The following is an 18,439-nucleotide window of genomic DNA, read 5'->3' on the forward strand; positions in this document are numbered from 1 at the left end:
TCGGTGTTCGTCAGTGGAATTCGCTGAAATGAAACAGCAAAGCCACGGCCATTGCTGACGGGGCGTGATAGGGGGTGTGTGTGTCGCACAACCCGCCATCATGGAACCTGTACGAAGGTCTAGAAATGGCGCGCTCGAGACCCTCGTTGAAGCGTCGCGTCGCGGTCTCGGCTCGTGGCCGAGCCGCGACGCCGGCTCCCATCAAAGCTGGACTTGCTCAGAAATGTTAAGAGCATCGTCGACTCCGATCCCGAGATATCGGACCGTGCTTTCCAGTTTCGTATGGCCCAACAGCAGCTGGACCGCTCGAAGATTGCCGGTCTTCTTGTATATCAGCGCTGCCTTTATCCGGCGCATGGAATGAGTGCCATAAGCCGAACTGTCGAGGCCGGCGCTGGCCACCCATTTCTTTACAATGCGCGCATATTGCCTTGTGGAGATGTGTGGCCGTTTCGAAAGCCGGCTATGGAACACGTAGCCAGAACCGATTTTGCAGCGATGATCGAGCCAATCCTGGACTGACGAGCGAGTTTGGTCCGTCAGTTCGAATTGAACGGGCCGTTTTGTTTTCTTTTGAATCACGACCGCACGATCCCGAACGCGGTCTCCAAGACAGACATCGGTAGTCTGCAATTGAACGAGGTCGCACCCTCTTAGTTTGCTATCGATCGCGAGGTTGAACATGGCGAGATCGCGCTTGCGCCCTTCGAGTTGTATGCGAATGCGAATGGCCCAGACGTCCTTTGGCCGTAGGGGACGCTTCTGACCGAGCAGTCGGCCTTTGTTCCAAGCAAGATGGGGATGGCCAAGCTCAATTGAGGAAGTCGTCATGATCGCCTCCATCGGAGCCGACCCTCCCGTCCTCAGCGCTTAAAAATGGCAATCGAAATATATGCACCTTTCGTCCCGCGCTGTAACAAAGCGCAGAATCTGACCGTCTCTGCCATTCTGACGGTCTAGTCGCGCTACCGCGCCGTCACAAGCGTTCATTGAAGGTTGAACATCGGTTGGCGCGGCATCGCAGGCCGCCCGCACTGGCAAGTCGCGAAATGCGACGCGGACGCCATCCTATACCGGCCGATTCCCAGCGATATCCCAGCCAAATTTTACTGGCGTTCCCTGCGACCCGTTCGGCAATTGCGGCATGTAATCGAATTGGATTTTCGCAAAATCCAGCGTAACGGCTTCGAAAAGTTCGCCATTGGCTTCATTGACTGCGAGGTCGACGCCGACGACAAGCACGTCGGCGAGCCGAAGGATGATTGCGTCGAGGCGCGCCGCGCCTTGCCGGCGCACGGTGAACGTCGCATCCTTGATATGTTTGCCGCTCGCGCAGGCCAGCATGATCTGCGGAGACGCCGTGTCGATCCGGTGCGCGAAACGAAGATTGCGAAATTGCGCCTTGCCGGCACCCGAGCCGCCGCCCCCTTGATGAACGATCGTCTGCGTAATGCCCCAGTCCCAGGACAGCACGAGGATTTCGTCCTTGTGCCTGTCGTCGGTCGACTCGCCCTTGATGTCGCCAAGCTTCAGGAAAATTTCGAGCGTCAAGGCCAAATTCCTTGTTTGCGGAAACGCATTTCAGCGTGGAGCCGCGCCCCGTAGACAAGAATGACGCGACACGTGATCGCAATCAAGCGTTGGCGAGCACGCCGGCAGTGTTGGCGGAGTCGGGCTTAAATTCTCCGTTCTGAAAGTTAAGAAAAGCGCAGGCCCTTCCGCGAAATTGATTTTAAAGTGCGGTCAAAAGGTTTCCGCCGTCGCGGCTACAAAGTCTTAAACCGGTGCCAGGCCGACTTTGCCGAACGGATTCAGCAGTGGGAAATTTTGACCCTTTGCTGACTTTTCGCGCCTAGGTGGGCACCGAGCGCAGGCGAACGACGGGGGCGGCTGAGACCGCGTGGCTTGCCACTGCAATTCCATACTTCCGCTAGCTGCCTCATGAGTATAGATTGCCACCCAATGATACATTTTAGACGGGGTGGCCGTTGAAACTAAAAACAACTAAAATAAAAAACTTTCGCTTACTGCACGATATTTCCCTGCAGCTTGAAGACGTGACCACGGTCATAGTCGGACGCAACAACTGCGGAAAGACCTCGCTCTCCGACGTCATCCGCAAATTCCTCTCGGAACGCAACACGTTTGAGATCGAGGACTTTTCGAGCGCTTGCTACGACAAATTCTGCGCGGTGCATCGCGCGCACCTAAAAGGGGCTGACGTCGAAGAAGTCCGCGCGCTCGTACCGTCAATCGATCTGCGGCTTCACGTGAGCTTTGACCCGACAGTTCCAGAGTTCGGCCCGCTCCGGGAGTTCGTCATAGATACCGACGTCAACCTTGGACAGCCAACTTTCTTCAAGCAGACGCGGGCGCCGGCCGATTAAAGTCTGATCTCAATCACAATGCGGTCATACCTCCATCGACGGTAAGAACACTACCTGTTGCAAAGGAAGCCTCATCGCTCAGCAAGAACAGCGCCGCTTGAGCAATTTCATCGACGGTCGCATAACGACCCATCGGATATTTTGCCAGCCTACGGGCCTGCGCCTCGGGGGTTACGTCGCTCTGAAGCAGCCTCTGGCCCATCTCGGTCGACGCTATCGTGCCCGGAGCGATCGCGTTGACACGAACACCAGATTTCGCATAGTCGACCGCCATTTGCCGCGTCAGACTGATGATGGCGCCCTTGGACGCGCAGTAGGCGGCCATGTTGGGGATGCCGACCAATCCTGCAATTGAAGCTATATTGACGATGACGCCGTGACCGCGCGCGACCATGCTGGGCAATACGGCTTTGCATGTGAGGAACACGCCGTTGACATTGATGTCCATCAGGCGCCGCCACGACTGCTCTTCGGTTTCATGAACGGAGCCAAGGGCGGCGACGCCAGCATTGTTGACGAGCCCATGGATCGGCCCCAGCATTTCTTCGATTTGGCGTATGGCGCGCGAAATCGCATCTCCATCCGCGACATCGGCGCCGACGCCCATCGCATTGACGCTTTCGTCGGTTAGTCCTTTGGCCGCCTCTACCGCGCATTCGCCGTCAATGTCGATGACGCCCACCGCCGCGCCTTCTTTCGCAATGAGCCGCGTGATCGCCAAGCCAAGGCCGCCTGCGCCTCCTGTGACAATAATCGTCTTGCCTGCAACCCGCCCCGTCATGGCTGTTCCTACATGCTTGTTAGACTGGTTTGTCCCGCCCTGAGCCGCGCCAACTGGATGAAGTAGGTCGGATTCAGGAAAAGCTCGTCGAGATCGCCGAGTTCGTCGATGGTGAGGCCACGTTTGACGAGCGCATTCAGATATTGAAATGCGTCCTTGGCGCCGTAGCCGATGTGATGCGCGCCGATAACCCGACGCGTGTCGCCGTCCAGGATCAATTTCTGAAAGCCCGACATATGCGGGCGCGCCATGGCGTAAAGCATCGTGCGGTCGCCTGCCGGCAGCCCGACATTGAGGCCGTCCGGCGTGTCAGGCGGCAGCTTCAGCACGACGACATTCCTGTAGCGCGCCCGCGCCGCATCTTCTCCAAGGCCGAGCCAGCTCACTTCGTAATGCGTATGGAGAAAATCCGGCCAGTCGCTCGGCCTATAGCTGACCGTCTCGCCCATAATGGCGCGGGCGGCATAGGCCCCGCTCTTGCGCGCTTTGAACATCTCCATGGGCGCGCCGATCAGATCGCCGACAGCGTAGACGCCGGGAACCGACGTCCGCAATGAATCATCCACGATGACGGCGCCCTTTGCATCCAGGTCGACGCCAAGAGCCTCGACCGCCATATGCGAGCGTGGTCGCTCGCCGAGCGCGTGAAAGACGAAATCGGTTGCTACCTCCAATCGTCCCGCAGCTGTCTCCGCAATCACACCGGCAACTCGTCCTGACGCATCGCCAGCGATCTCGACGACAGTCGCGCCTTCGATGATTTCGATGCCCTGTTCGCGCATGCGATCGAGCCCATAAGCTCTTGTCTCGGCATCGGGGATCAATTCGAGCGGACGATGGCGCACAAGCATCACGACTCGCCGGCCGGTCGCGTTGAAGAAGCAGCCGTACTCGATCGCCGTCTTGCCGCCCCCGATCACGACGATGGTCGGCCCAGGGTCGCGGCCCAACGTTTCGACGATGCTTTCATAAGTGTGAACGCCGGCAAGATGCGCCCCTGGGGCATCCAATGGCGCCGCCTCGGCTCCACAGGCGAGCACCAGTGCGCGCGCGCTAAAAATTTCGCCAGCGGCTTCCACCGTTTTCGCGTCTACAATGCGCGCGGGCGCATTAAGGAGAAATTCGATGTCGAGCTGTTCTTTGCTTTGATAGTTCATCACCGCATGCGGACCGGTGCGTCCCTTGCGAAAAAGGTCGACCACTTCCTTGATGCTGGTGATTTTTCCCTTGAGCTCAGGAAACCACAGTTCGCCGGCAAATGTCCGCGCCAGCATCAGTTCGGCGGCGCAATCAGAAAACAGATGATGCGGAACGCAGGCATTATGCGGACAGGAGCCGCCAAGGAACGGCCAGCAGTCGACGATGAGCGGCCTGCCGCCCATTGCGCGCATATATGCCGCGCCAAACCGCCCTGCGGCGCCGCCGCCGATGAAAATCGCGTCGAAGACGCGCGCGTCGTCGTCGCGAATGTTGCGGATAGGGCCGACGGCCTGTGGATGCGCTAGCGCTTCCTCGATCAATTCGCCCCATTGCGAGATCGACAGAAAGGAGGGACCTGTCGGCATCGCGTTCCCCCTGCGGAAGTGTTTTCAAACTTGTCCAGCGCCATAGCTTCGGCAACCAAATACACCGAAGAAAGTCGCTGGCATCAACGCTCCCAAAGTGCCGCTCCGCATGCCCTTTGCATATCAATATGTTAAGCTATAATAGGTTTCGTCTGGAGGGGATGCGGTCCAGCCGAAGTTCAGAACGATAACAGAGGGAATGGACCATGAAGATTGCCGGGCAGGAGATTCTCATTCCGACCAGCATGGTTGGCAATTATCCTAATCCCAGATGGTGGGATGCTTCCTTCGCCAGAAGTTTTGAGGGCGACCGCGAACCGCCGGATTCGATCAGTCGCGAAGCACTGGAAGATGCGATCGGCGCTATCGCTCTCGATCAGGAGCGCGCCGGCCTCGACATCATTTCCGACGGCCGGGTGCACGGCGACAACTATGCGGACACAGCAGTTTACCACTATTTCCGGCGGCTCGGATACAACCTGCGCGGAGGTCATCTCGGGTTTCCAATTTATAGTCGCCTCCATACGGGCACGGTCGAGCAGGAGATCAAGCGCCACGGCTCCATCATGGTGGAGCAGGCGCGCGCCCTGAAGCGCGCCACGAGCAAGCCGACAAAGGTTCAATACACGGGCGTGCAGGTCCTTGCGCAGTGCACCAACGACCTCTTTTACAAAAGTTCGCGCGACCGCGCGCTCGCAATCGCCAAAGCGATGAATGACGATATTCGCGAGGTCGATGCGCTGGGCGTGGATTTCATCCAGCTTGATGAATTTACTTGGCCCTATTTCTTCGAAGACTGGGCCATCGAGGCGTTCAACACGGCGGTTGAAGGCGTCAAGAATGCGCGCATCGTCGTCCATGTCTGTTGGGGTAATTGGGGCGGCACGCCGGCCTATTATGCTGATGACACGGGGAAGCCCGGCGAGATTTATGATCTCGCCAAGCGCAAGGACAACGCAAAGGCGCCGGCCGCCACCCGAGCCATTGTCCCCAAGGCCTATGAAGCTAATTTCAACGTGCTGAATCTCGAAAATTGCGGACGACGCATCGACGACATGTCGGGCCTTGACGCGTTCAAGGAGTTTCCGCTGCCAGACAATGTCGACTTCTGGGCGGGCGTCATCGACGTGAAGAGCACAATTACCGAAACGGCCACACAGGTGGCGGACCGGATCAACAATCTGCTGAAGGTGATCCCGGCTGAGCGCCTTGGCGTCACAACCGATTGCGGTCTCATCCTACTCCAACGCTACATCGCGCAGGACAAGCTCCATGCGTTGGTCGAAGGCGTGAAGCTGGTGCGCGCGCAAGCCGGACAAGCCATCGCGGCGGAGTAATCCGATTTGCGGCGCGGTGGCTCTCCGCCGCGCCTCCCATCAGGCGAGACTGCGTGATGCCGATTTACGTCATTTCCTGTCCCGATTGCGGGAATGTCGCCAGGACTCTGGTTCTCGATGGCTGCCAGATGCCGAGCGAATGGGCCTGCGGCGGCTGTAATGGCCGGCGCGCCCGTCCCAATACGGAAAATATCGAGACACACCCGTGGGAAGAACAGCACGGATCAGGCTGCTTGTGCTGCGGCGCGGCGGGCGCCGCCAGGCCGACATGTTCCGTGATCGACGGATGAACGCAAACACAACCCCGACTGGTGGGTAAGCCCGAGCAATGGACGCATCTGTCTTCGACTACATCATCGTTGGCGCGGGATCGGCCGGATGCGTGCTGGCGAGCAGGTTGAGCGAAGACCCCAATTGCAACGTACTGCTGCTGGAGGCGGGCGGCGAGGGTGGCGCGCCGTCGATCTGCACGCCGGCGCTTTATGGCAGCTTGCAAGACAGTCCGTTTGACTGGGGCGATCGATCGTTGCCGCAATCGGGCTTGCAGGGGCGTCGCATCTTCGTGCCGCAGGGCCGCGTGCTCGGCGGATCGAGCGCCATCAACTACATGATCTATATCCGCGGCAACCGCGGCGATTACGATGAATGGGCGGCAGAGGGTGCAGCGGGCTGGTCATACGAAGAAGTGCTGCCCTATTTCCGCAAATCGGAAGGGAACAGGGAATTTTCCGATCGCTTCCACCGCAAGGACGGACCGCTCGTCGTCTCGAGCCATCATCCGAACGCGCTCGTCGACCGCTATCTGGCGGCGGGACGAGAAGTTGGTCTTGCTTTCAATCCAGATTTCAACGGGGAGACGCAGGAAGGATGTGGGCCACTGCAGGGGACGCTCGCCAATGGCGCGCGCTGCAGCGCCGCCGACGCATTCCTGAAACCGGCGCGCCAGCGCGCGAACCTTACGATTCTTACTCACGCCCATGTAACGAGGTTGCGATTCGACGGGCGCCGCGCTGTCGGCGTCGACTTTATACGCAAGGGTTCCGCGGAAACTGCGCGCGCTGAAAGCGAAATCATCCTTTCCGCGGGCGCGCTGCGCTCTCCACAATTGCTCATGCTCTCGGGCGTTGGCCCCGGAGCTGAACTCGAAAGGCACGGGTTCGAAGTAAGCTTTGATTTGCCCGGGGTCGGAAAAAATCTTCAGGATCATCTCCACGCGCGCGTGAGATGCGAAATCACGCAGCCGCTAACTTTTGGTGGGCTCGACGACGCACAGAAACGGGTAGCGCGCCAGCAATATGAAAGCGACCGCAGCGGCCCGATGGCTTCAAATTTCCTCGAAGCCGGCGCGTTCGTGAAGTTCGAGGAAGCCCGGCCTGAACTGCAGCTGTTCTTCCTCGCACATCTCGCGTCTGACTATCCGGAAGCTGGGCCGACAAACCGGCACGGACTGACATTCACCGCCTATATCAATCGTCCGCGCAGTCGGGGCAGCGTGTCGCTCGCGTCCGCGGATCCGCTCGACCGGCCGGTGATCGATTTCAACTATCTCAGCGACCCCGATGATATGCGTTGCGCCGTTGCGGGCGTGCGGTGCAATCTCCAACTCCTTTACGCTAGCGCCTTCGACGACATTCGCGGCTCCGAAATCGCGCCGCGCGCGCATTTGCGGAGCGACTCGGAAATAGCGTCTTTCGTTCGTCGCACGGCCTCCACCACCTGGCACCCTGTCGGAACCTGCAAGATGGGCGTTGACGACATGGCGGTGGTGGACCCGGAACTTCGCGTGCATGGCGTATCTGGACTGCGGATCGTCGATGCCTCTGTCATGCCGACCATTGTGAGCGGCAACACCAACGCCCCAGTCATCATGATCGCAGAAAAGGCCGCGGATATGATCCGTGGCCGTTGCCCCGGGAGCGCCTGATGCCGTCAACCTCACGCCCGATCTACACGGAGACGAACAAGCGCCGAAGTCTCGATGAGCTTGCGGCCATGGTCTCCAACGACGCCATCGTCGCGGTCGGCGGCGGGCTCTCGTCGCGCGAGCCCATGGCCCTGCTACGCGCATTGTTACGAAAGGGGCTAAGCGGCCTGACGGTCGTCGGCTCCGCGCATGGAATCGATATCGATCTCCTTTGCGCGGGGGGCGCGCTTTCGCGTTCTTGCGAGAGCTATGTCGGCTTCGAGCAGGATTTCGGCCTTGCGCCGAATTATCGGCGTGCACTCGAGTCCGGTGCCGTCGAAGTGAATGACAGTTGTTGCTACACTCTGGTGCAGCAGTTGCGCGCAGCGATCCAGGGTCTGCCCTTCATGCCGATACGCTCGCTGCGCGGCACGAGCTTCACGGCGCTACATCCCGAATACAAGCGCATGACCTGTCCGTTCACGGGGGAGGAGCTGCTGCTTGTTCCAGCGCTCGAGCCGGATGTCGCGCTGATCCACGCACAATATGGAGATGAACGCGGCAACCTTATCATACAGGGACCACCTGTCGCGGATCTGCTTTTTGCCCGAGCCTCGAGGGTCGTGCTGGCGACCGTCGAGAAAATCGTCTCGACAGAGGCGTTGCGGGCTATGCAAGGCGCGGTCATTCCGTACTTTTATGTTACCGCGTTGAGCGGTACGCCGATGGGTGCTCATCCGACCGCCTGTTATCCCTTCTACGCATACGACCGCCGGCACACGGCGCTCTATCACGCCGCCGCGCGAGAAAGCGCCGCCGATTTCAAGACGCAATATCTCGACGCCTTCGTTTATGGCGTTTCGAGCCACGAAGCTTATATCGAATCCATTGGCGGCGATGCTACGCGCGCGCGTCTTGCGTCATGGGCCGATGGCGATGACGCATGGATGCGCCTTTATCTCGATGAGGCGGTCGCATGATCGCAAGCTGCACCCTCGGGGAAATGATGATTGCGGCGATGGCGCGAACGATTGGCGACGGCGAGCTTGTCTTTCACGGCTTCGGTTCGCCGCTGGCGCAACTCGCCATGCATGTCGCCAAACGCAGCCAAGCGCGGCGCATGGTTCTCATTGCGGGGGCAACTTACGGCGTCGATCCAGCGCCGCGCTTCCTGACCCCGACGACCAATGATTGGGTCATGGATTGCGGCGCCTCATCATCGCTCGACATCGAAGAGCTCTTCGATCTCGCTGCAGCCGGGCGCATGGGCCGCATGTTCCTCTCCGGCCTTCAGATCGATCGCTGGGGCAACTGTAATGTCACGACGTTGGGCACGCCGCGCACGGCGATGAAATTGCCGGGCGGCGGCGGCGGCGGCAATCTTTCCTGCGACGCCCAGCGCGTGACGCTCTGGACGCCGGCGCATCGCGCCGAGAGGGATGCAAAGGGCCGCCGGCGCTTTCGTCTGGTCGAAAGCTGCGACTTCATCACCAATCTTGGTCATCGCGATGCGGACGGTCGACCGCGTCAAGATTACGGTCATCAAGGAAATGGTCCTGAATATCTGGTGACGGAGCTCGGCCTGTTCGATTTCGACGCCGAAGGTCATATGCGACTCGCCGCGCTTTATCCGGATACAAGCCTTGGAGATGTGCAGGAGAGCACCGGCTTTGCGCTTCGGGTCGTCAATTGCGTCGAAACAATTGCGCCGCCCACGCGTGCGGAAGTTAAACTTATTCGCTTGCTCGATCCGCTCAAGATACACGAAAAGGAAATCAGGCCCGCCGACCTCGTGCGCCGCTTCGATATTGTGGATACGCGGAAGGAGCCGGCGTGATGCTGGAAAAAGCTCCTCTCATGCTTCGCAATGAGGTCAATCTGGTTCCGCTGCCCTATCGCGGCGTGAGCGTACAGCCTTATGACGGTGCAATGACGGAAAGTGCGATTGTCACGCATTTTCTCGATCGGGAAGCCTATCGTCGCACAGAATTTGTCGTTCTTCGGTCGTCGAACGGCGCATATGCGGTTGTCGCGGTGTCTTCCGAAGATCGCCAGCCGCTTTTTTCGCCGATCAGACAGATCGAAGTGCTCGCGCTGCCCGACGCATGCGTTTACGTGCGAGATCCGGAAACGGACTGCGGCAATCGCTCGGCGCTTGCTTCACTCGCGCTGCGAAATGGGATCGGCGCCGACAAAACGCTCATTTGCGAAGGCAAATTCGACCACGTCAATTTCATTCACCGCCCGCAGCCGCTTGTCGTGAAGGTGGTCGAAGTCGCGCCGCCGGAGCCGCCGAAACTGTTCGATCTGGTGACGCATGTGCTCGGTTACGCCGATTTGCCGCCGATCATCGCGGTTCTTGAACGGATCGAGCTGAAAGAGCTGACGCGCAATCAATCGCCGGCCGCTTATCTTGTTCCTTGCCGCTCAGGCGGTCTCGATGATCTGGGGGCGCCCGTTCACTATCTCGATGAGCGCCCGCCGACCCGCGAAAACTGGACGCTGATCGGCTGCGAGCGAAGCCTGCAGTTCCACCGGCATTATTACGGCGACGAGCCGCCGCGCATTGAAATGTGCCCGCGCGTAATCGCCGGAAGCCGGAACGAGCCCACAATTCTCAAATGCTGCCTGCTCGAATTCGATATCGAACGGGACGGAGAAATGATGATCGTGCCATGGGGTGCGGATTTGCCGATGGTGGAACGAGCGCTGCGCGCCCTCGCTCAGGCGGTGAAGGAGAAGCCATGAGCGGCGTCGATTCAGCATGGAAAGGCGTATGGTCGCTCGACGCGATCGTGAGCCGGCGCCTGCGAAGGCCGAGGACAACCGGCGTGACAATGGTGATGGACACGGGCCTCGGTCTTTCGGCCATGCGCGACACTCTCGATCTTGCAAGCCAGCATATTGATCAGTGGAAATTCGGCTTCGGCACCACGGCGTTGATGCCGCGCGCCGCACTGGAAGCAAAACTCGCGCTGCTGCGCGAGCACAATATCCTTGCATATCCCGGCGGCACTCTGCTTGAAGCGGCCGTGGTGCAGGAGCATTGTCGCGTCTTCATGAAGCGCGCGGCCGAACTCGGATTTGGCGCCGCGGAAATTTCTGAGGGCACGATCGATCTCCCGGGCGAACGCCGCCGGCGGATGATCGACTGCGCCAGAAATGCTGGCTTGCAGCCCATCACGGAGGTTGGGCGGAAGGATCCCGCGCGGCAGCTGAGCGCTGAAGAGCTTGCCGTACAGGTTTTACAGGACCTCGACTGGGGCGCTTCCTGGGTGATCGTCGAAGGCCGGGAGAGTGGGCAGGGCGTTGGAATTTATGATCGCTGCGGCGACATCCGTTCGTCGTTCCTCGATGAATTGACACAACGGGTGGGGGATGTTGCGTCTCGCCTTATCTGGGAAGCGCCGCTGCGCGACCAGCAGTCCTATCTCGTCTGCCGTTTCGGCGCCAATGTCAGCCTCGGCAACATCCCGCCGCAGGAATGCCTCGCATTGGAGGCGCTGCGCTGCGGTCTGCGCTTTGAAACTTTTGCTGCCGTCGCAAAACATTCCCGCGACGCTGGCGTCTGGGATCCAGCGAGTATCGAAAGCGGCGGGCCGGCCAATTTGGTCGCGAGCGACGAATGACCGATGACGCGCGCTTAGCGGTGCTGGAGATTGGCGAACGCCTTTCACAATCGCCGTCAGACCGTCTTGTCGCTTCGGCTTTCGCGCAAGAACTTGTGGCGCAAAAGGAGCTTGCCGAGGCGATCGGCTGGATCGATGTCGCGCACACGCTGTGCCTTGCCGGGAACGGCGTCGTTCCTCGAGCCGCGGCCCGCGATCTACTTGCCACATTGTTGGAGTTGCAGAGCGCCAAAGATTTCGAGCCTAAGCCGGAATTGGGAGATCTCTACACCAACCGCGAGGCCTGGCTTGCAAGCAGAACGGCGGCCGTTGGCTGGCTCGGCGTTGCCCGCGCCCGGCGCGAAGCGCTAACGACCGCCTACCATTTGAAGCTCTGCGACGCGCTCTGTGATCTCTGCGATGCACTAACAACGGCGGTCGATGCGCTACGAGCGCTGTCATTGTGCCATAAAGGCAGCTTGATGCCAGATTACACTTATCTGCAGTCGGCGCAGCCAACGACATTCGGACATTACCTTCAGGGCTTCGCTTGGCCGATGCTGCGCGACATCGAGCGCGTTCTCGGGCTCCATGCGCGCGCCGACCAGTGTCCGGCGGGCATTGGCAGTTCCAACGGCTCGACGATCCGCCATGACCGCTTGTCGCTGGCGAAGCGTCTGGGTTTCTGCGCGCCGGTGCGCCATGCGCGCGACGCCATGTGGATGCACGATCTTTCCATCGAGGCCTGCGCGATCGCGGTCGCCGCAACCATCAACCTTGACCGTCTTGCCGAAGATTTGATGATTTTCGCGAGCGCAGAGTTCGGGTTCATCCGACTTGCAGACTCACACTCGCGCGCGAGCAAGATTATGCCGCAAAAGCGCAATCCATTTGCGCTTGCCTATGTGCGTGCGACCGCCAATCATCTTATCGGCGTTCAGGCTGGGGTCACCGCGGCAGGGCGCACGCCTTCAGGTCAGATGGACAATCGTCTGTTTGTCTATGGCGCAGGTCCGGATGCGTTGCTCGCCGCTGGGCAAGCCGCTCGGCTTGTTGCCGAATGTGTCGATGGCCTTGAGTTCAACAAGGCGCGCGCCCTTATGGCGCTCGCTGATCGTTCGGTATGCGCCGGCGATCTCGCCGAAAGGCTGACAGCCGAAGCCGGTATTGATTATCGCCGCGCTCATGGCGCGGTCGGCCGGCTTGTCGCGGAACTGGAGGCGCAGCAGCGCTTTCTCGCGGACGCGACGGCGGGAGATTTGGTTGCGGCTTTGAAGATCACAGGCGTCGAACTCAGCATCGCAAAGTCCGCTGACATCCTTACGTCTGCGCTCGATCTGAATGGCTGCATTGCAGCGCGAACGGACATCGGTTGCGCGGCGCCGGACGAGGTCGTGGCGATGGCTGATCAACTTGCTGCCGCGGCCCGCGAGCGCCGCGAACAGGTCACAAAGCTACGTATGCGCCGAAAGGGTGCGATTGATGCGCTCCTTGCCGAAGCACGAGCTTTTATTGGGGGCGCCGCATGACGGGGTGGTCGCTCGGATCGGCAATCTATGGCGGTGCGTGGGCGACGCCAGCGATGCGCGCGCTCTTCGACGACATTCCGCGAACGCAGCGATGGGTGGAAATTCTTTCGCTGCTCGCAGAATTGCAGGGCGAGCGTGACGTGATCCCGCGGGAAGCGGCGCTTGATATAAAGGCAACCTGTAAGTCGCTGCGCATCGACGACGCCTTTTTGGCTGAATGCCGAGAGGGCTACGAAGCGACGGCTCATTCGACTTCGGGACTGATCGCAGCAATCGCGCGTCGTTGCCGATCGTCCGGCGCCGAGTGGTTCTATTTTGGCGCGACGGTGCAAGACATTACCGATAGTTGGCTCATGCTGGCGTTGCGCGACGCGCGACTGCTGCTCGTCGCCGATCTCGAACGTTCAATCGCGGCCTGTGAAGCGCTTTGCCAGCGCCATCGAAATACGATCATGGCTGGACGGACGCACGGGCAGCAAGGCTTGCCGATCACCTTCGGCTTCAAGGTCGGGAGCTGGCTCGCCGAATTGCGCCGCCATCGCGTGCGCCTTAACGAAGCCACCGAGCGAATGGACGTCGGTCAGCTTTGCGGTGGCGTCGGCAGTCTCTCCGCGCTTGGATCGCAGGCGCTCGCCTTGCAGCAGAGCTTCTTCGACCGCCTCGGCCTACGCGTTCCGGACATGTCCTGGACCGCGAGCCGCGATCTCTATGCAGAATGGGCACAGTTGCTCGCCCTTATGTCGGCCACGGCGGATCGCATTGGCCATGAAGTCTACAATCTGCAGCGCGACGAAATCGGTGAACTGCGCGAAGCGCCGCTTGCGCAGGGCATTGGCAGCATCACGATGCCGCATAAGCGCAATCCGGAATCGGCGGAGCATCTTGGAACGTTGGCGCGCGTCGTGCGTGCAAATGCGGGGCTGCTGCACGAAAGCCTTGTTCATGATCATGAGCGCGATGGCCGCGCCTGGAAGGTCGAATGGCATGCGGTTCCCGAATTAACCATGGCTGCCGGCAAGGCGATGTCCGTCCTCGCCGCGTTGCTCGAAAATCTTGAAGTCGATGCAGAGCGGATGCGCGCTAATCTGATGGCGAATGGCGGCTTCGCGCTTTCGGAGGGCGTCATGCTGGCGCTCGCGCGAAAGGTCGGCAAACCGGCCGCCCATCGAATGATCATGATGCTTGCTGCAACGGCGCGCCGGGAGGGTCTGTCCTTTGCCGATGCGGTGACGCGCGACCAAGATATCCGAATCCATCTTCTTGAAGATGAGATTGCGCGGCTGCTCGATCCATATGCGCAGATCGGTCAGTGCGTCGCGCTTGTCGATCGCCTGCTCGAACGCCGAGCGTCGCCATGAGCAACCGGATCGCGCGTCTTGACGCCTTGCCGCGTCTTTCGCTTATCGTCGAGCCGACGCCTTTGCATGCCGCGCCTCGCCTGTCGGCGGCGCTCGGTGGACCAGGACTCTGGTTCAAGCGCGACGATCTCGTGCCGACGGCTTTTGGCGGCAACAAGGTGCGCGCGCTCGATCTCGTCATCGCCGACGCCCTCCAAAAGAGAGCCGATACACTGGTGACCGGCGCGGGGATTTTATCCAATCACGTGCGTGCAACCGCTGCCATCGCCGCGCGCGCGGACCTCAAATGTATCAGCGTATATTGGGGCGCGCCGCCTCGGCGCGCGGAAGGCAATCATCGCCTCGCCGCCATGCTTGGCGCTGACATCCGCTTCACCGGCGACGCCGATCGCGCCTCGGTTGACATTGGTCTGGAGCAGGCGGCGGCAGAGGTGCGCGGCGGCGGCGCACGTCCTTATGTTATCCCACGCGGCGGCGCCTGTCCGCTCGCCGCGCTCGCACACGCGCTCGCGGTGCGCGAAACGCTCGATCAATGCGCCGCTCTCGGCGTTTCGCCGAAATGCGTGATCATGGCCGTCGGCGGCGGCGCGACGCTGGCGGGATGGTTGCTCGGCACGGCGCTCTTTTCCGCATCCTGGCGTATCGAAGCCCTCACGGTCAGCCGTCCGGCTTCAGAAGTCGTGACGCGCGCGCGCCTGCTCGCGGCGGCGGGCGCGGAACTGATCGGCGCTACGATCGACACTGATCGCGCGCCGTTTCGTGTTCATGAAGGCTTTATCGGCGAAGGCTATGGTGTTCCGTCTTGTGAAGGACAGGAAGCGATTGAGGCGACAGCGCGCGCCGAGGCGATCTTTCTCGACCCTGTCTATACCGGCAAGGCCATGGCGGGCTATCGGCGCCTGTGTCTGCGCGGCGAGTATGCGGGCATCGATGACATTCTCTTCCTGCACACTGGCGGTGCGCCAGCGCTTTTCACATCTGGTGCGGAGCCATCATGAGCAACTGGCAGGAAGCGCTTTTCAATCCACGGCGCGTGGCGGTCGTCGGCGCTTCGGCGACTCCGGGCAAAGCGGGCGCGCTCTTATTGCGCAATCTCACTTCAGCCCAGTCACGATTCCACGGAGAAGTGATTGGCATTCACCCGAGCGCGACCGAGCTTCTTGGACTTCCCGCTTTTCCGCGTCTCGATGCGGCGCCGACGCAAATTGATCTTGCCATCGTCGTGACGCCGCCCGCCACCGTCCCCGCCGTCATCGAGGATTGCGGTAGAGCGAAGATTCCTGTCGCCGTCATCATAAGCGGTGGATTTGCTGAAACCGGCGCTGAAGGAGCCGAGTTGCAGCGACGGACCATCGAAACAGCGCGTGCGCTGGACGTTCGAGTTGTTGGCCCCAACTGCTTTGGCGCCATCAGCACGAGTTGCGGACTCAATGCTTCGCTCTCGATCGGACTTCCCAAGAAAGGCGGCGTTTCGCTCATTACCCAGAGCGGCGCCTATGGAATGGCCGCCTATTCGCGGTCGGTGGACGAAGGGATGGGCTTCTCGAAGATCGTCGCGCTTGGCAACAAGACCGATGTCGATGAAGCGGACCTTTTGGCCTTTCTTGGTCGCGACCCTGATACGCAAACGATTGCGTTGCTGCTCGAGTCGATCAGCGATGGTCGGAGGCTCTTCGACGCGATTGCGTCGATAACGCCCACAAAGCCGGTCGTCGCGCTGAAGACGGGACGGAGCGCGTCGGGCCAGCGCGCGGCCGCGAGTCATACGGCGGCGCTTTCGGGCGATGCGGCCGTCGCCATCGCTGCCTTGCGCCAGGCGGGCGCTCATATTGTGGAAGACGGGCTGTCGTTGCTGGAGGTGGCGGCTTCGCTCGATCGCCAGCCGCCGCTGCGCGGCAAGAATGTGGCGATCATCACCAATTCTGGCGGCACGGGCGTTGAGCTGACGGATCTGCTGGAGGCGCAAGGGCTGGCGGTTCCGGCGCTCTCGCCGGCGCTTCAGGAGACGTTCGCAAATGTGTTGCCGCCACACGGATCTGCCATAAACCCTGTCGACGTGACGACCGACTGGGCGCGGTTCTCACAAATGTATGGCGCTTTGGTCGAAGCGCTGATGAAAAGTGGCGAAGTCGACGCCGTCGTTCCGGTGCTGCTGCAACGCTCCGCGCTGATGCCCGAAGTCGGCGGCGCGATCATCGAGGCTTTGTGTAGGGCGCGCGCCGCCGGATCGACAAAGCCGCTTCATATTTGCTGGGTCGCGCCAAAGGAGGCCGACGGCAATCGCGCGCGCCTGCTCGATGCGGCCATTCCCTGTCATCTCTGGCCGGCAGGAACCGCGACGGCGCTCGCCGCGGCGCTCGCGCGGCCGGCGGCGGTGCGACCAGCATCCATCCGGAATCCCGTTCCGGCGCCTTCGGCGTTCGACGCGGGGGGTTGGGTATCGGCGCCGCAGGCATTTTTATTGCTGGCGCAGGCCGGCTTTCCGGTCACGCCCTTCACGATGGTCACCGACGCCGATGACGCGGCCGCCAAAGCCGAACAGATGGGTTTTCCGGTGGTCCTGAAAGCTGAACGTCCGGGCATGACGCATAAGAGCGAAAAGGGCGCCGTGCGCGTTGGTCTTAGCGACTGCAGCGCAGTGGCGAACGCCTTCGCCGATTTTGAGCAGAGGCTTGGACGGGGGCCGGCACTCTTGCAGCAGCAGGCGGCGCCCGGACTCGAACTAGTCATCGGCGGTCGCCGTGATCCTTCCTTCGGGCCAATCATTCTTGCTGGTCTCGGCGGGGTCTGGATCGAAGCGCTGAACGACGTCGCGCTTCGCCTTGCGCCCATTGACGCAGAGGAGGCGCGAGCCATGGTCGAGGGGCTCAAAGGCCGAAAGCTCTTCCAAGGTTTCAGGGCGGCGCGGCCGATCAACATCGCGCAATTCGCGCGACTTATCGCCGACATCTCGCAATGGTTCGCCGCCGCGAACTGGCTTGACGAACTCGACATAAACCCCGTGATCGCATCCGGCGACAGCTTTACGATCGTCGATGTGCGAATGCGCGCCGAAAGCGCGACGTCACATGGATGAAGACCAGAAGAATCGAAAGCCTGGTTTCGCGACGCGGGCGATTCACGAATGGTATGACGCCAGCGACTTTTTGGGCGCACTGGTTCCGCCAGTTTTCATGACCTCGACCTACGCCTTTCCTACCGCCGAAGAAGGCGAGGCGATCTTTAGGGGCGAAGCGCCCGGATACGTCTACGGCCGCACGCGCAATCCGACGCAGGCCCTTTTCGAGGTGCGCCTTGCCAGTTTTGAAGGCGCCGAGGCCGGACTAGCGGTTGGCTCGGGCATGGCGGCCATAAGCGCGACGATGTTCAGTTTGCTGGAGAGCGGTGACTGTGTCTTGTTCAATCGAACGCTCTATGGCAACAGTTTCGAACTTTTCGCGCGCGGTTTGCCGCGCTTCGGCATTAAGTCCATCGTCGTTGACTTCACGAATCTCGAGCAGCTTGCCAAGGCGTTTGCCCTGCATCACCCCAAGCTCGTCTTTTTCGAAACGCCGAGCAACCCGACGCTCGCATTGATAGATATCGGCGCTGTTGCTTCGATGGCAAAGTGCCATGGCGCCCTTACCGTTGTCGACAACACTTTCTCGACGCCCGCCCTGCAACAGCCGCTCGCGCTTGGCGCGGATCTTGTGGTCCATTCTGCCACAAAATATCTCGGCGGACATGGCGATCTGATTGCGGGCGCCGTCGTTGGGCCAGTGCGTCTTATCGACACGATCCGGAGCACCGGTCTCCGGAATCTTACCGGCGCGACGATTGCGCCGCTGACGGCCTTTCTGTTGTTGCGCGGGTTAAAAACGCTGGAGCTACGCATGGAGCGTCATTGTGCTTCGGCGTTCGAGATCGCACGCGTGCTGGAGCGCCATCCTGCAGTTTCCTGGGTCTCTTACCCAAGGTACTCGCGCGCAGCT

General features: G+C 60.7%; 15 protein-coding genes and 1 pseudogene. 12 read left to right on the top strand and 4 right to left on the bottom strand.

What is annotated here, in order from left to right:
• Positions 1-201: 201 nt before the first annotated feature.
• Complete coding sequence (locus QZ964_RS17490) at positions 202-843, bottom strand: tyrosine-type recombinase/integrase (protein WP_292533102.1); 642 nt, start codon at positions 841-843, stop codon at positions 202-204.
• A gap of 225 nt (positions 844-1,068) precedes the next feature.
• Positions 1,069-1,551, bottom strand: a complete 483-nt coding sequence (locus QZ964_RS17495) for a type VI secretion system tube protein Hcp (RefSeq protein ID WP_292533104.1) — start codon at positions 1,549-1,551, stop codon at positions 1,069-1,071.
• Between the two features lie 437 nt (positions 1,552-1,988).
• On the opposite strand from QZ964_RS17495, the gene QZ964_RS17500 reads away from it, so the two are divergent.
• Positions 1,989-2,387, top strand: coding sequence for an AAA family ATPase (locus QZ964_RS17500; RefSeq protein WP_292533105.1), 399 nt, complete (start codon positions 1,989-1,991; stop codon positions 2,385-2,387).
• 13 nt (positions 2,388-2,400) lie between these two features.
• Here the strand turns inward: QZ964_RS17500 and QZ964_RS17505 are convergent, their stop codons facing one another.
• Together QZ964_RS17505 and QZ964_RS17510 are read right to left on the bottom strand one after the other, a co-directional pair.
• Entirely contained in the window at positions 2,401-3,168 is a 768-nt protein-coding gene (locus tag QZ964_RS17505; RefSeq protein WP_292533106.1) for an SDR family NAD(P)-dependent oxidoreductase, read from the bottom strand.
• Positions 3,169-3,176: 8 nt separating this feature from the next.
• A complete protein-coding gene (locus QZ964_RS17510; RefSeq protein WP_292533107.1) occupies positions 3,177-4,733 on the bottom strand; it encodes an FAD-dependent oxidoreductase in 1,557 nt (518 codons plus the stop codon).
• Positions 4,734-4,939: 206 nt separating this feature from the next.
• Between QZ964_RS17510 and QZ964_RS17515 the strand changes: the two genes are divergently transcribed.
• The 11 genes and pseudogenes from QZ964_RS17515 to QZ964_RS21635 all read left to right on the top strand — a co-directional run.
• The gene (locus tag QZ964_RS17515; protein WP_292533108.1) at positions 4,940-6,070 is read left to right on the top strand and encodes a cobalamin-independent methionine synthase II family protein; all 1,131 of its coding nucleotides are present in this window, start codon (positions 4,940-4,942) and stop codon (positions 6,068-6,070) included.
• A 328-nt stretch (positions 6,071-6,398) separates the two neighbouring features.
• Complete coding sequence (locus tag QZ964_RS17520) at positions 6,399-7,994, top strand: GMC family oxidoreductase (RefSeq protein WP_292533110.1); 1,596 nt, start codon at positions 6,399-6,401, stop codon at positions 7,992-7,994.
• Positions 7,994-8,953: a CoA transferase subunit A gene (locus QZ964_RS17525; protein WP_292533112.1), complete on the top strand. Its 960-nt coding sequence runs from the start codon at positions 7,994-7,996 to the stop codon at positions 8,951-8,953. Before QZ964_RS17520 ends, QZ964_RS17525 begins: the two co-directional genes overlap by 1 nt.
• Positions 8,950-9,810, top strand: coding sequence for a CoA-transferase (locus QZ964_RS17530; RefSeq protein ID WP_292533113.1), 861 nt, complete (start codon positions 8,950-8,952; stop codon positions 9,808-9,810). Before QZ964_RS17525 ends, QZ964_RS17530 begins: the two co-directional genes overlap by 4 nt.
• Positions 9,810-10,721: a hypothetical protein gene (locus QZ964_RS17535; RefSeq protein WP_292533115.1), complete on the top strand. Its 912-nt coding sequence runs from the start codon at positions 9,810-9,812 to the stop codon at positions 10,719-10,721. Before QZ964_RS17530 ends, QZ964_RS17535 begins: the two co-directional genes overlap by 1 nt.
• The gene (locus QZ964_RS17540; RefSeq protein ID WP_292533116.1) at positions 10,718-11,602 is read left to right on the top strand and encodes a phosphosulfolactate synthase; all 885 of its coding nucleotides are present in this window, start codon (positions 10,718-10,720) and stop codon (positions 11,600-11,602) included. The genes QZ964_RS17535 and QZ964_RS17540 overlap by 4 nt, the downstream gene beginning before the upstream one ends.
• Positions 11,599-13,110, top strand: a complete 1,512-nt coding sequence (locus tag QZ964_RS17545; protein WP_292533118.1) for an argininosuccinate lyase — start codon at positions 11,599-11,601, stop codon at positions 13,108-13,110. The genes QZ964_RS17540 and QZ964_RS17545 overlap by 4 nt, the downstream gene beginning before the upstream one ends.
• Positions 13,107-14,468, top strand: coding sequence for an adenylosuccinate lyase family protein (locus QZ964_RS17550; protein ID WP_292533119.1), 1,362 nt, complete (start codon positions 13,107-13,109; stop codon positions 14,466-14,468). Before QZ964_RS17545 ends, QZ964_RS17550 begins: the two co-directional genes overlap by 4 nt.
• Positions 14,465-15,466, top strand: a complete 1,002-nt coding sequence (locus QZ964_RS17555; RefSeq protein WP_292533120.1) for a 1-aminocyclopropane-1-carboxylate deaminase/D-cysteine desulfhydrase — start codon at positions 14,465-14,467, stop codon at positions 15,464-15,466. Before QZ964_RS17550 ends, QZ964_RS17555 begins: the two co-directional genes overlap by 4 nt.
• Positions 15,463-17,544: an acetate--CoA ligase family protein gene (locus tag QZ964_RS17560; RefSeq protein WP_292533121.1), complete on the top strand. Its 2,082-nt coding sequence runs from the start codon at positions 15,463-15,465 to the stop codon at positions 17,542-17,544. The genes QZ964_RS17555 and QZ964_RS17560 overlap by 4 nt, the downstream gene beginning before the upstream one ends.
• Positions 17,537-18,370, top strand: a pseudogene (locus tag QZ964_RS21635) (PLP-dependent aspartate aminotransferase family protein); the annotation flags it as partial. The gene QZ964_RS17560 and the pseudogene QZ964_RS21635, both read left to right, overlap by 8 nt.
• Between the last annotated feature and the right edge of the window lie 69 nt (positions 18,371-18,439).

This window comes from Methylocystis sp. (assembly GCF_021731785.1).
Lineage (GTDB): Bacteria > Pseudomonadota > Alphaproteobacteria > Rhizobiales > Beijerinckiaceae > Methylocystis.

Excerpts from the sequence above, each read along its gene's own strand:
- QZ964_RS17515 (WP_292533108.1), top strand. The coding sequence starts at position 4,940 with ATGAAGATTGCCGGGCAGGAGATTCTCATTCCGACCAGCATGGTTGGC.
- QZ964_RS17520 (WP_292533110.1), top strand. The coding sequence starts at position 6,399 with ATGGACGCATCTGTCTTCGACTACATCATCGTTGGCGCGGGATCGGCC.
- QZ964_RS17490 (WP_292533102.1), bottom strand. The coding sequence starts at position 843 with ATGGAGGCGATCATGACGACTTCCTCAATTGAGCTTGGCCATCCCCAT.
- QZ964_RS17535 (WP_292533115.1), top strand. The coding sequence starts at position 9,810 with ATGCTGGAAAAAGCTCCTCTCATGCTTCGCAATGAGGTCAATCTGGTT.
- QZ964_RS17505 (WP_292533106.1), bottom strand. The coding sequence starts at position 3,168 with ATGACGGGGCGGGTTGCAGGCAAGACGATTATTGTCACAGGAGGCGCA.
- QZ964_RS17530 (WP_292533113.1), top strand. The coding sequence starts at position 8,950 with ATGATCGCAAGCTGCACCCTCGGGGAAATGATGATTGCGGCGATGGCG.
- QZ964_RS17540 (WP_292533116.1), top strand. The coding sequence starts at position 10,718 with ATGAGCGGCGTCGATTCAGCATGGAAAGGCGTATGGTCGCTCGACGCG.
- QZ964_RS17525 (WP_292533112.1), top strand. The coding sequence starts at position 7,994 with ATGCCGTCAACCTCACGCCCGATCTACACGGAGACGAACAAGCGCCGA.
- QZ964_RS17550 (WP_292533119.1), top strand. The coding sequence starts at position 13,107 with ATGACGGGGTGGTCGCTCGGATCGGCAATCTATGGCGGTGCGTGGGCG.
- QZ964_RS17555 (WP_292533120.1), top strand. The coding sequence starts at position 14,465 with ATGAGCAACCGGATCGCGCGTCTTGACGCCTTGCCGCGTCTTTCGCTT.
- QZ964_RS17510 (WP_292533107.1), bottom strand. The coding sequence starts at position 4,733 with ATGCCGACAGGTCCCTCCTTTCTGTCGATCTCGCAATGGGGCGAATTG.
- QZ964_RS17560 (WP_292533121.1), top strand. The coding sequence starts at position 15,463 with ATGAGCAACTGGCAGGAAGCGCTTTTCAATCCACGGCGCGTGGCGGTC.
- QZ964_RS17545 (WP_292533118.1), top strand. The coding sequence starts at position 11,599 with ATGACCGATGACGCGCGCTTAGCGGTGCTGGAGATTGGCGAACGCCTT.